The organism is Microbacterium sp. F1-18, assembly GCF_052921305.1.
The window spans coordinates 207,588-220,057 of sequence record NZ_JBREVD010000002.1 but is presented as its reverse complement, the minus strand read 5'-3'; the positions used below and the strand labels follow the sequence as shown (position 1 = coordinate 220,057).

The 12,470-nt window shown below is 72.1% G+C and carries 9 protein-coding genes; 3 read left to right on the top strand and 6 right to left on the bottom strand.

Annotated elements, in window-relative coordinates; translation table 11 throughout:
* Positions 1-231: 231 nt before the first annotated feature.
* The 3 genes from ACU6RU_RS05205 to nudC all read right to left on the bottom strand — a co-directional run bounded on the left by ACU6RU_RS05205 (position 232) and on the right by nudC (position 3,342).
* Positions 232-567: a hypothetical protein gene (locus tag ACU6RU_RS05205; RefSeq protein ID WP_446726066.1), complete on the bottom strand. Its 336-nt coding sequence runs from the start codon at positions 565-567 to the stop codon at positions 232-234.
* Positions 568-688: 121 nt separating this feature from the next.
* Positions 689-2,443 (bottom strand): ATP-dependent helicase, encoded by a 1,755-nt coding sequence (locus ACU6RU_RS05200; RefSeq protein ID WP_289329614.1) that lies wholly within the window; start codon positions 2,441-2,443, stop codon positions 689-691.
* Positions 2,440-3,342, bottom strand: coding sequence for an NAD(+) diphosphatase (gene nudC / locus ACU6RU_RS05195; protein WP_446726065.1), 903 nt, complete (start codon positions 3,340-3,342; stop codon positions 2,440-2,442). Before nudC ends, ACU6RU_RS05200 begins: the two co-directional genes overlap by 4 nt.
* Before the next feature lie 65 nt (positions 3,343-3,407).
* Here nudC and ACU6RU_RS05190 point away from each other — a divergent pair, with 65 nt between their 5' ends.
* Positions 3,408-4,697 carry an aminoglycoside phosphotransferase gene (locus ACU6RU_RS05190; protein ID WP_446726064.1) on the top strand — a complete coding sequence of 430 codons (1,290 nt, stop codon included), beginning with the start codon at positions 3,408-3,410 and terminating at the stop codon, positions 4,695-4,697.
* Positions 4,698-4,722: 25 nt separating this feature from the next.
* Here ACU6RU_RS05190 and ACU6RU_RS05185 read toward each other — a convergent pair whose 3' ends face one another.
* Positions 4,723-8,007, bottom strand: coding sequence for a UvrD-helicase domain-containing protein (locus ACU6RU_RS05185; RefSeq protein ID WP_446726063.1), 3,285 nt, complete (start codon positions 8,005-8,007; stop codon positions 4,723-4,725).
* On the bottom strand, positions 8,004-11,075 hold the full coding sequence (locus tag ACU6RU_RS05180; protein ID WP_446726062.1) for an ATP-dependent helicase: 3,072 nt from the start codon (positions 11,073-11,075) through the stop codon (positions 8,004-8,006). Before ACU6RU_RS05180 ends, ACU6RU_RS05185 begins: the two co-directional genes overlap by 4 nt.
* Positions 11,076-11,215: 140 nt before the next feature.
* Here ACU6RU_RS05180 and ACU6RU_RS05175 point away from each other — a divergent pair, with 140 nt between their 5' ends.
* Entirely contained in the window at positions 11,216-11,440 is a 225-nt protein-coding gene (locus tag ACU6RU_RS05175; protein WP_120262520.1) for a DUF3107 domain-containing protein, read from the top strand.
* A 2-nt stretch (positions 11,441-11,442) separates the two neighbouring features.
* Positions 11,443-11,733: a hypothetical protein gene (locus ACU6RU_RS05170; protein WP_120262519.1), complete on the top strand. Its 291-nt coding sequence runs from the start codon at positions 11,443-11,445 to the stop codon at positions 11,731-11,733.
* A gap of 14 nt (positions 11,734-11,747) precedes the next feature.
* Here the strand turns inward: ACU6RU_RS05170 and ACU6RU_RS05165 are convergent, their stop codons facing one another.
* The gene (locus ACU6RU_RS05165) at positions 11,748-12,464 is read right to left on the bottom strand and encodes a ferritin-like fold-containing protein (RefSeq protein WP_120262518.1); all 717 of its coding nucleotides are present in this window, start codon (positions 12,462-12,464) and stop codon (positions 11,748-11,750) included.
* Between the last annotated feature and the right edge of the window lie 6 nt (positions 12,465-12,470).

The window sequence follows — 12,470 nt, the reverse complement described above, 5'->3', positions numbered from 1 at the left end:
GCGGCGGGGGCGTCGAGAATCGGGGACATGCTCCGTCTCGACGCATCAGCCGTACCGCTCTGGCGCTCGCCCACCGTCGTGCAGCTCGGCGACGAGCCCGGCGCTGCGGTCATCGACCCCGTCGAGCCGTGGCACGAACGCGTGCTCCACGCCCTGGTCGAGGGCATCCCGGACGGCCTGTTCGAGGTGATCGCCCGCGACGCAGGAGCTTCCGTCGACGAGGTGGCACGCCTACGCGAGATCGTGGCTCCATCCCTCGCGGCGCCGCGTCGTGTTCCCCCGCTCGCGGTGTCCTTCGCCGACGGCGTCGGTTCTGAGGACCGGGTCGTCGTCGCGGAGGCGCTCGCGGCCGCGGGAGCCAGCGTCGGGACGGTGGAGACCGGCATCCCCCTCGGGGTGCCGGGGCGAGTCGTCATCCTGGTCGCCTCCCGACTCGTCGAACCGCGCCGCGCCTCCGCTCTGGTCTCGGACGACGTACCCCATCTCGCGCTGGAACTCGCCGGCGATCGCGCCACGGCGGGTCCGCTCGTCTTCCCCGGCCGCACCGGCTGCCTCGCCTGTCTCCACGCGCACCGACGCGACCGCGACCCCGCGTGGCCCACCATCGCCGCGCAACTGCTGGCCCGCCCGTGCCCGCCCACCGATCCCGCGCTCATCACGGCGGCGTGCGCGGCGTCTGTGCAGCTGGTCAGTGCGCCCGTGACGGGCCGGAGCCGCTCGATGACCGTGCGGGCGTCGTCCGACGAGCCGACGTGGCAGTACCACGAACCTCATCGAGCGTGCTGGTGCCGATCTCCCGGACGAAGCGCGACACCTGGCGTTCATAGCGCCCCGATGTCCGCGCCCACGAAATCGTCAGCGTGCGCGCGGCCCGCGTGACACCGACGTAGGTCAAGCGGCGCTCCTCGTCGATCTGCTCGAACGTGGTGGCGTACGCGATCGGCAGCAACCCCTCCGCAAGGCCCACGAGGTGCACATGGTCCCACTCCAAGCCCTTCGCGGCGTGGAGCGTCGACAGCGTCACGGTGCGCGTGGCGATCTCGTGCTGGTCCCTCGCCCGCACCTGAAGCTCGTCGGTGAACGCCCGCATCGTGGTTCCGGTGGGCGCCTCTTCCGCGAGCCGGAGCAGCGCGGCGCGCGCCTCCCACGCATCACGGAGCGGACCACCGGCAGGCGGCGGCTCATCCGTCAGACCGAGCGAGCGCAGGATCGACCGCACGTCTGCGACGAGGTCACCCGACGAGGGTGCTACCGAGGCGCCTCGGAGCGCCATCACGGCCTGGCGGACCTCGGGAATGTCGAAGAAGCGCTTGCCGCCGAGCACCGCGGCGGCGATGCCGCGCCGCGCCAGCGCCGCCAGAAGCGGAGCCGACTGGGCGTTGACCCGGTACAGGACGGCGATGTCTCGAGGATCGATTCCCCGCGAGAGCTGCTCGGCCACTGCTGCAGCCACCCCGTCGGCCTCGGCGGTGTCATCGGCGAACGCCCGGATCGTGGGTCGCGGATGATCCGGCGTCGCGCGCTGGGCCGTGAGCTCGAGGGCTCCGGGGCGACCGCGCATGAGCGAGTTCGCCACCGCGACGACGCCCGCCTCGGATCGATAGTTCCGCTCGAGGCGCAGGATCCGGGCGTCGGGATGCCGCACCCCGAAGTCCAGCAGGTACGACGGGTCGGCACCGGCGAAGGAGTAGATCGTCTGGCTCGCGTCGCCGACGACGCACAGGTCGCGGCGCTCGCCGAGCCAGAGTTCGAGCAGTCGGTGCTGCACCGGCGAGACGTCCTGGAACTCGTCGACGGTGAAGTGCCGGTACTGCTCGCGAACCTCCGCGACGACGCGCGGCTCGGCCTCGAGCATCCCCGCACACGCGAGGAGCACGTCCTCGAAGTCGAGCTGGCGCCGCTCGTCCTTCAGCTGCTCGTACGACCGCTGCAACGCGACCACAGCGTCGAGGGAGAGCGAGCCGACCGGCTCGGGGCGGTCGAGCGCGTACCGATCGATGGAGCGCATGGTGATCTTCCGCCACTCGATCCGGGTGGCCACGTCGCGGAGAACCGCGGGATCAGGGTCCAGACCGATCGCATCAGCCGCCTGGGCGAGCAGCCGCACCTTGCTTCCGAGGATCGTCGGCGCCGCATCGCCGGCGAGCTGGGGCCAGAAGTAGTTCAGCTGCGCCAGAGCCGCCGAGTGGAAGGTCCGCGCGGCCACGCCGCCGACGCCCAGGGCGCGCAGCCGGCCCCGCATCTCCCCGGCTGCTTTCGCCGTGAAGGTCACCGCCATGACGCGACTCGGCGAGTACGCACCGGTCTCGACCCCGTGTGCGATGCGATGCGTGATCACACGGGTCTTGCCCGATCCCGCGCCCGCCAGAACGCAGACGGGACCGCGCAGCGCCGACGCCGCCTCGCGCTGCTGCTCGTCGAGTCCGGAGAGCGGGTCGCTCACGCCTCGTCCCCGCACCAGTCGACGATCAGGCGGCGCGCGATCGAGGCTGAGCCCGGCAACATCACCGGCCCGGCGCCGTCGAGCGATGCGCGGATCTCCTGGCGATCGAACCAACGGACGGCGACGATCTCCTCGCCGTCGGGGCGGGCACGCGACGCGTCGATAGCCACGGCGCGGAACCCGAGCATCAGCGACCGCGGGTACGGCCACGCCTGCGACCCGCGATAGACGAGGTCATCGACGACGACGCCGGCTTCCTCGGCGACCTCGCGGCGGATCGCGGTCTCGAGCGACTCGCCGGCTTCGACGAACCCCGCGAACGTCGAGAACCTGTTGTCCACCGCCCAGGCGGCGTTCTGCCCGAGGAGGAGCCGCTCGTTCCGGGCGTCGCTCACGGCCACGATGACGGCCGGATCGGTACGGGGGAACTGCTCGCGTCCGCATCCGGTGCACACCCGCGACCACCCGGCAGAGCGCAACCGCGCCGGTGAACCGCATCGCGGGCAGAAGCGGAAGTCGGCGAACCAGCGTCCGAGCGCGACCGCGGTCACGAACGCCCCGGCGTCCTCGTCGACGAGGTCGCCCCCCGACAGCCGGAGCGACGCCCAATCGTCCTCGTCATCGCTGTCGACGGGCTTGCCTTCGGCGGCGATCAGTCGTGCCGAGCCGTCTGCGGCGCGTCCGAGGAAGGCCCACTCGGTCGCGTCGGCGATGTCCACGGCATCCGCGGGCGAGTCCCAGACCAGTCGCTCTCCGCGCATCCGGGCGCGATCGCCCCGCACGCGCAGGACCCGGGTCGTCGAGTCGGTACGAAGACGATCGATGAGCGTCTCGTCGGACCGCTCTTCCGGTGACGGTTCGAAGACGGACCGGGCCAGCGCCGGCGGCTGCATTCGCATCTCGGGGACCTCTCTCGCGGGCGTGGCGCGTCGGCCTGCGCGGCCGCCCGACCTACCCTGATGGCATGGCTCGCTCTCCCTTCACTCTAGCCGCGTCCGTCAGTTCGGCTCTTCCCGGCGCCGCCGTGGTGGGCGCCGCGGAGTTGACCGAGCGAGCGGACGGCCGTTACGACAGCGCTCTGGTGACCCTCGAGGACGGCCGACGGGTGGTCGTGCGCGTCCCGGTCGACGTCGATGCCGACCTCGAGCTCGTCGCCGACACCCGTGCGCTCCGCGCGCTGACGCCGGGGGTCCGCGGCTTGCTGCCGTTCGAAGCGCCCACGGTGCTCGGCACCGCCCGGATGGGGGGCTTCACCGCCGTCGTCCAGGAGTACGTCCCCGGGTACCGGGTCGAGGCCGGCCACATTCCTCCCGGGCGCGGAGCGGCCTGGTCGCTCGGCTCGGCGATCGCCCGCGTCCACGCGCTTCCGCATGCCGTCGCGCGAGACGCCGGCCTGCGTACCCGTACGAGCGCCGAGGTGCGCCAGGATGCCGAACGACTGCTCGACCGTGCGGAGGCCACCGGATCGCTTCCCTTCGGGCTGCTCCGACGGTGGAGCACAGCCCTCGGCGAAGATCGGCTGTGGCGTTTCGAGGCCACCGTGACACTCGGCGGTGTCGACCCCGGCCGTTTCGTCCTGAGCGACACCGCCGCCGGCCCCACGGTGACCGGCCTGCTGGCATGGCACGGCCTCGGGGTCGGCGACCCCGCTGAAGACCTCCGCTGGCTCGCTTCGGCGCCGGATGCACGCGACGACGTGCTCGCCGCGTACGCCGAGGCCGCCCACCACACGCCCGATGCAGCACTGGCCGCGCGCTCGCGCCTGTACGCGGAGCTCGAGTTCGCCCGCTGGCTGGCCCACGGACACGAGACCGGCGCGCAGCGCGTGGTGGAGGACGCAGTGGCCCTGCTCACCGCCCTCGACGACGGCGTCCGAGACGAGCCGCTCCTTCCCGAGGACTACAGCACCGTCGACGACGCCCTGGAACTGCTCGGACGCACCCCCGCTGCGGTGAGCGCCGGAGACACCTCGATGCAGACCGACACGTACGATCCGGCGCTGCTGGCGGCCTACCTCGCCGACCAGGACACCGCCGAGCAAGCAGACATCGAGACGATCCCGATCGATCTGTCGGACTGGACGCCCGAGGGCGCATCCAGCGACCGTCGCGGCGACACCGGTGCCGTTCCCACCGTTGCTTCAGCCGTTCCCTCGGGGACTCCGGCGGGATCGTCGGCTGACGATGCCGACGATCCCGAGCACGCGGAAGCGGCACGCAACGCGCTGCGGCGCTGGTCCTCGTCGGCCGACTGAACGCGAGACGGTCGTCCGGCGCGCTTCAGCCCCGCAGGACGAGGTCGTCGGCCACGTAGAACAGCGCGACGTCGATCTCCGACTCGGGGATGCCGTGCCGGATCGAGTACGCCCGGCGGTACAGCTCGAGCTGCAACATCCGCTCGGCTCGCTCGGCCGTTGTCCGCGGCGGGCGCCCGGTCTTCCAGTCGACGATCTCGATGCGGCCGCCTCGGTCGGCACGGCGGTAGACCGCGTCGAGCTTGCAGATGATGACGTGCGGGCGGCCGTCGCCGAGCATCCGGTCATCGGCGAAATCGATCTCGGTCTCGACCTCGATCGGCTGCAGATCGGCCCACTCGGACCGCAGGAAGACCTCCTGCAGCCGGCTCAGGTCGCCGTCCGCCGCGCCGCCGCCGATGCCGTCGACCGGGTCGTCGACATCCCACAGGGGCGCGTCTGGTTGCGGGCCGCGCGCGGTGATCCCGGAGCGCTGCTCGACCCATGCATGGAATCGCGTTCCCAGCCGGGTCTCCCGGTACGGCCGCTCCGGAAGCGGGCGCAGGGTCGACTCCACCGCGGAGTCGTAGTCGGCGGCGAAGTCCTTGAAGCGTGACGCGGGGATGCGGGTGGGCGCGACGCGTCGGGTGCCCGCGGCGCGCTCCTCGCGCTCCGCCAGAAGGAGGGCCAGGTCACGTTCGGGTGCGTCGCGCGTGTCGCTCGCTCGCGCGGCACGTGCGAGTTCGGCGGCCGACTCGACTCGCGAGCGGCGCGCCCCCAACGGGTCGAGCGGCCAGCGCATGGTCTGGTGACGGTCGTTGTAAGGGTTCTCCCCCGGTTCAGCGTCGGGCCGGTCTGCGCCGAGCGCGCCCGCGATCTCGCGCAGGAAGGGGCTCGGACCGCGGGGGTTGCGGGTGCCCGACCAGTGCGAACCGCTCAGCAGAAGCGCGTCACGCGCGCGCGTCACCGCGACGTACGCGAGACGGCGCTCCTCCTCGCGTTGACGATCGGCGTTGTCTTCGGCGAACCGGGTGAGTGCGGCTTTCAGATCCTGCTGCGTCGGTGCGGCGTGTGCTTCCCATCCCAACGGGGGCAGCCAGCGAGCATCACCTCGGAACGCATAAGGGAGCACTCCGAAACCGAGCCAGCCCTGCTTGTCGCGTGGGCGGGCGGGCAGTTCGTCGGCCACGACCCGGCCGACGGCCACCGCATCCCACTCCAAGCCTTTCGAGCCGTGGATCGTCAGGATCTGCACCACGTCGTCTTCGGGCGGCTCGGTCCGCGGCGCGAACTCGTCCTGCCGCTCGGCGTGGTCGAGCCACGCGAGCAGGCTCGGGAGCGATCCTGACTCGTCGGTCGCGAGGAACCCCTGCAGCTCGTCGACGAAGGCTCGCAGCTGATCCGATGCGATACGAGCGGGCCCCCGGCTCTCGTTCGCCGCCAACTCGATGTCGAGACGCAGCTCCGCCTCGATCAGCCGCACGAGCTCGGGAATGGGCATCGACGAGGCCCGCCGCAGACCGGCGAACGTCGCGGCAGCCTCGCGGAGGCGATCGCGGCCGAGGGGGCTGAAGTCGGCGAGCCATCCATGATCGGGTCCGACGCGCACGAAGAAGTCGAGCGCATCGATGAGCGACGCGTTCTCGTCCGTCGCGCTCTCGCGTGTGAGCGGCTGCAGTGCGACGTCCGAGCGCGCGAGCCGCCGCCCGAGCTCGGCGAGCGAGCGCAGATCTCGAAGACCGATCGACCATCGAGGTCCGCCGAGGAGCCGCAGCAGCGCCGACCCCGCGGTGGGATCGCTGATCACCCGCAGCGCGGAGACGACGTCGACGACCTCGGGCGTGCTGAGCAGTCCGCCCAGCCCGAGGATCCGGTGCGGGACGCCGCGTCGCGCGAGGGCATCGGCGAAGCGCACCATGTGCTTCTTGCTGCGCAGGAGGATCGCCGCGCTCGTGGGCAGCCCGCGTCCGTGCCGTTGCGCCCGAACCTCCTCGAACCAGGCGGCTACCCGCTCGGTCTCGGCGTCGAGGTCGGCTTCGAACGCGATCTCGACCCCGCCGTCGGGTGCGTTCGGGCGGGGGCGGAGCCGGTCGACGGGTACCGGGGACCGCTCCGCGAGCGGTGCGAGCACCGCGTTGGCTGCATCCAGGATCCGCTCGCTGTTGCGCCAGCTGGTCGCTAGGGAGAACCGGCCCGACCCGCCCTCGGGCGCGAACGCGGCGGCGAAGTCGCCCAGATTGCCCGCGCTCGCACCTCGCCAGCCGTAGATGGACTGGTGGGGATCGCCGACGGCCATCACCGACGTCCCGGCGAACACGGCACTCAGCAACTCGGTCTGCACGACTGAGGTGTCTTGATACTCATCGAGCAGGACGACGGGATATCGCGAGCGGAGGTCCGCCGCCACCGCCGGGTGAGTGCGCACGATCGTCAACGCCCCCGCCACCTGGTCGGAGAAGTCGATGACGCCGGAACGCAGCTTGCGCCGCTGGTACTCGACCGCGAGATCGGCGAGCAGAGGCAGGCCCGCGACCTGCTCGGCGGCCCGTGCGACGTCGGCGTAGACCGTGGTGCCGCTGCGTGTCGAGGGGCGCTCCAGCACATCTTGGAAGGCGAGTCCGAAACGCGCGAGCTCGTCGAAGTCCACCAGGTTGTCGACCCCGTCGCGTGCGATCCGCAGCGCCCCGTCGATGATGCTGCGCAGGGCGTTGTCGCGCGTCTCGAGGCGCTCGTCGTCGGAATCGAGGACGACGCGACGCATCAGCAGCCATGCAGCCGACTCGCTGAGGACCGCCGCCTCGGGGTCGCGCCCGATGCGCACCGCGTTCTCACGGACGATGCCGTCGGCGAAGCTGTTGTAGGTCGACACGGTCGGGCGCTCGAGCAGCGAGTCGGTCGCGGGCCCGAGCGTCGCGGCCCCCGTGTCGTCGACGAGGCGTCGCTGGGCGGCGTGACGCCGGGCGCCGCCCGGATCGCCCGTCCGTTCGAGTTCGACGAAGACGTCGAGCGCGCCGCGACGGTGGAGCGCGTCGAGGTGTGGCACGAGGCCGGCGTCTTCGAACTCGGCGAGACGGTCGAGGCGCCGTCGGATGCGTTCGCTCAGCTCGCCCGCTGCCTTGCGCGTAAAGGTCAGACCGAGAATGCCCGATCGCGCGACATGCCCGTTCGCGACGAGCCAGACGACGCGGCCCGCCATCGTCTCGGTCTTGCCGCTGCCCGCTCCGGCGACGACGAGGGCAGGCGCGAGCGGCGCGGCGATCACCGCGCTCTGCTCGGGTGTCGGCGGGAACTGGCCCAGGGCGGCTGCCAGGGCCGCGGGAGAGACCATCATGTCGCGCTCACCGCCGCGATCGTGTGTATCCGGCAGAGCCCATAGGAATGATCGTCTCGGCAGTGCTCTTCGAAGGGAGCCTCGAAGCTGTCTCCCCCCATCACGCGCGCGGCTCCGCGTACCCGTCCGAGGAAGGCGGCACGCTCTTCGTCGCCGAAAGGCGGTTGGCGCGGCGCCGCGTAGTCCTTCGTCGCTGCGGTCGGACGCAGCACGAGCAGCATCGCTCCGCCCGGTGGCAGCCCGGCTGCCGCGGGGATCGCGCCGTGCTCGTGCGCCAGTTGATAGGCGGCGAGCTGTGCGTGCTGGGTCACGGCACGGTCGGTCTGCGGCTCGCGCTTACCGGTCTTCAGATCAACGATGACGACACTCCCGTCTGCACGGAGCTCGACCCGGTCGACCGCACCGCTCAGGACGATGCGTCCCTCGGCGTCGTCATGGGCGAGCTCGACCTCGAAACGCGGCTCGGCTCCCAACAGGCGCCCGCCGTCACGGTCGAAGTCGCGCAGGTACCGGGCGAGACGACGCACCAGATCGCGCGCACGGGCACGCTCCGCGCGCTCGCGCCAGGCGGACTCGAACTCGAGCTCGCTCCAGCGCGACGCGACCGCCTGCCACAGGGATTCCTCGTCGGGAGACGCGATCTCGAGGGCGCTGTGCACGATCGTGCCGATTCCCGCGGTGGCGCTGGACGTATCGCCGCCGAGGTCGGCGATGACCCAGTTGAGCTGGCACTCTTCGAGTGTCTCCAGACGCGAGGGCGACACGCGGATGGTCTCGACCTCGCGATCGCGCAGCGGTGCCGTCGTGGTCAGAGGCCGCACCCCGAACCAGTCGCCGGGATCGGCGCCCGCGATGCCCGCATCGGCCAGGAGCGCCAGCTGCCCGGCCGCTTTGCGGCGATCACCCTCGGTCGAGCCGGAATCGGTGAGCGTGCGGCGGTGCCGCGCGACGAGACCTCGGAGCGTCAGCGGATGGGCGGCTTCGGGCGGGGCGCCCTCGGCCTCCGGAAGAAGCTCGAAGAACGGGCTGGGCCCGGTGTCGTCGTCGTCGACCGCCGTGACGATGACGAGTTCTCGCGCCCGCGACACCGCTCGGGCGAACAGCCGGAGCTCGTCGTGGAGCACGCCCCGACGACGATCGAGTGCGTCCGCGACCGCGGGATCGTGGAACGGCAGCCGCCACGTGTCGAGCAGGCCGCCGCGCACCCGCAGGTTCGGCCAGATCCCGTCCTGCACACCCGCGACGACGACGGTGTCGAACTCGGTGCCGAGGGCCGCCGCCGGCGTCAACACGCGGACGGCGCCGCTCATCGGCGGCGGCACGAAGCGGTCGTCGCCGACGTCGGCGTCGAGGATGCCGCGGAGGAACGCCACGGGCGTCGTGCCGTCCTCGCGCTCGCCATGCCGCTTGGCCGCTTGGAACAGCGCCACGACGGCGTCGAGGTCGCGATCGGCCTGTGCGGCCAACGGTCCGTGGCCCCGCGCGGCCTCGCGCAGACCCCGTTCGCGGCCCGACCCCTCCCAGGCCGCCCAGAGCAGCTCGTGTGCGGTGGCGTCGTCGGCGATGAGGTCGGCGACGCCACGCAGCGTCTCGGCGACCCGCGCGGCGCGCCGAGCCTCACGCAGGTCGAGGAGGGCGAGCTCCGCGGGATGGAGCATCGCCGACCGCAGCAACTCCCAGGCGGAGACGGGCTCGCTCTCATCCGGTGGGAACGCCTGGCGCAGCGCCGAACGCAGCCGGCGCTGGTCCACGGCATCGAGCCCCGCACCGGAGAGCGCGGCGATGACCTCGTCGCGCTGCCATGTCTCCCCCGGCCGTGCCGCCAGGTCGACGAGCCGCAGCAGGTCGCGCACGACGGGCGACTCGCCGAGCGAGGTACCCGTGCCCGAGGTCGCCGTCGGCACATCGCGGGCGGCGAGCTCGGCCTCGAGCGCCGTCACCTGACGGCTGTCGTGGGCGATGACGGCGCATTCCTCCCACGGGACGCCGTGGTGCACATGCCGTTCGCGAAGCAGTCGCGCCACGGCGTCGAACTCCTCGGAGCGGGACCGCAGCGCCAGGGCGCGAACGCCCGCCATCGTGCCCTCCGGATCCGGCGCCCGACGATGCGCGACCAAGCCCACCGCACCGATGCGGGCGGTGACCGTCGAGACGAGCGCCGCGTGGCGGCCCCCCGCCCGGTGCACCGTGTCGAGCACGAGGACATCGCCCCCGGCCGCGAGTCGAGCGAAGTTCTCCGGAGTCGCGCCGCGGAACGCGCCCGACCCGACATCCGGGTCACCGAAGGCGACCACCGCGATGCCGCGCGCGCGACATGCCTCGAGGAGGTCGACGCCGCCGGCGGTCAGTTCCTGCGCGTCGTCGACGAGCACGGCCCGCAACGGCGGGACCCCGTGCCGCGAGACGATCGTGACCGCTTCCCGGATGAGCCCTGCGGCGTCGCGATGTGCGCCGCGCATGGCGTCGCGCACCGCGAAGTACTCCGACATGAACGACGCCGCCGCTTGCCACGCCGGTCTGCCCTCTCGAACCGCGCGCGCGGCGAGAACGCGGTGATCGATGCCCGCAGCGGTGCACTCCGCGATGAACGCGCGGAGTTCCGCTCGGAAACCGCGCGAGTCGCGAACGTGCGCGGGCAGCTCGGCCGGCCACCGGGGTCGCCCGGCGATCTCGTCGTCGGCGTCACCGTCGAGGAGGTCGCGGATGATCGCGTCTTCGTCGCCGCCGGTCAGCAGACGCGGCGGGTCGACGCCCCGTCTCACCGCGTCTGCGCGCACGATCTGGAACGCGAACGCGGGCACCGAGCGTGCCAGCGGGCCTGCCGTGGCGACGCCGACCGCGACGCCGAGATCGTCGCGCAGGTCGGTCGCGGCCTGACGCGTGGCCGTGAGGACGACGAGGGTGTCGGGGTCGAGTCCGTCGGCGACCAGACGGCGCACCCGTTCGACGATGGTGCGCGTCTTGCCCGTTCCGGGGGCGCCCACCACGACGGCGCTCGTCTCGGCGGGGAGCGCCAGCACCTGCGCCTGAGCGGCATCGGGCGTGATGCCGACCGAGACGTGAGCCATGCCATCCACGCTAACCGCCCCCGCCGACACCGCGACGCCGGCAGCGTTCGCCCAGGGCGTGACCGCACCGGCATCCCGGCCCGGACGGTGTCGTAGAGTCGAAGAGCGTCCGAGGCACGGACGCGGAGGAGGATGTATCCGTGGAGATCCGTATCGGCATCGCGAACACCGGCCGCGAGCTCAGCCTCGAATCCAACGAGTCCGCGGAAGCGGTTCGCGCGACCGTCTCCGAAGCCCTCACCTCCGGCGCTCCGTTCGTCGAGCTGAGCGACGCCAAGGGCAGCTCCTACATCGTCCCGACGGCCGGCATCGCCTTCGTCGAGGTCGGCACCGACCAGACCCGCCGCGTGGGCTTCGTGGCCTGACCGTGCAGATCGTCCTGGCGCTCATCATCGGCGCTGCGATCGGGCTCGCAGCCGAGTTCGTGGTGCGTGGGCGCGAGGCGCGGGGTGCCGCGGCTGCCCCCGTCCTGGGGGCCGTCATCGGCGGTATCGCCTGGGCGACGCTGACCTGGGCGGGCATCGCGTTCGACAACCCCGTCATCTGGGTGGTGTCGGTTCTGGCGCCCGCCGTCGTCGTGCCCCTCGTTCTCGTGCTGATGACACGATCGCGAGCTCGAACCGACGCGGCGGAGCGGCGCCGTCTGCGTATCGGCTGACCGTCCGCGGCGCGTCAGGCTTCGAGCCCCATCGCAGCCATGCGGCGCGAATGCGCCGCGATGACATCCGCGTACGTGGGCTCGACCCGCTTCTCATCAGCGGGCTGGAGCGAGGTAGATCGCAGCGCCGCGCGCGCGATCAGCAGCGTGTCTCCGACCAGGCGCCGCCCCCAGAGCGACAGCAGCCCGCGCCACTGCTCGTCGGCGGCGATCGCGTCCGTGATGATCCGCACCAGCGCGCTGCGATCGTCGTGGGCTCGCAGGATGACGGCGACCTGGCGCCCGGTCTCGCCGTAGCTCGCCGATAGGGCGAGGTAGAAGTCGTCCAGCATCCCGGCCGTGAGGTGCACCGACAGCATCGTCTCGAGCGGCCGTGCCCCGTGGGTCGCGCGGCGGAACGCATCGAGAGGCTCCCGGAAGGGCAGCATGAGCTCGAGCGGATCGGCGCCGCGGTCGCGGATGACTCCGACGAGCTCGCGGTGCTTCAGCAGCGCTGTGCCCGCCGCCAGCGACAGCGACTCCTTCTGAGAGAGCTCGGGAGTCGAGGCGATGAGGTCGCTCAGCGTCTCGAAGTAGCCGAGCTGCAGATAGGCGGCCTGGCCGAGGAACGTCTCGACGTCGGGAGCGAGCTCCTCGAAGTCGACGCGGCGGACATCCCCGTAGTCGCCTCGGGATCGCAGCCGCAGGGTGCGGCCGACGGGACGCTTGCGCTTGAAGAACCAGCTCACCACGGCTCC

What these genes read in the sequence shown, in the direction of transcription:
- ACU6RU_RS05185 (WP_446726063.1), bottom strand. Translation starts at nt 8,007, where the DNA reads ATGATGGTCTCTCCCGCGGCCCTGGCAGCCGCCCTGGGCCAGTTCCCG.
- nudC (WP_446726065.1), bottom strand. Translation starts at nt 3,342, where the DNA reads ATGCGAATGCAGCCGCCGGCGCTGGCCCGGTCCGTCTTCGAACCGTCA.
- ACU6RU_RS05190 (WP_446726064.1), top strand. Translation starts at nt 3,408, where the DNA reads ATGGCTCGCTCTCCCTTCACTCTAGCCGCGTCCGTCAGTTCGGCTCTT.
- ACU6RU_RS05180 (WP_446726062.1), bottom strand. Translation starts at nt 11,075, where the DNA reads ATGGCTCACGTCTCGGTCGGCATCACGCCCGATGCCGCTCAGGCGCAG.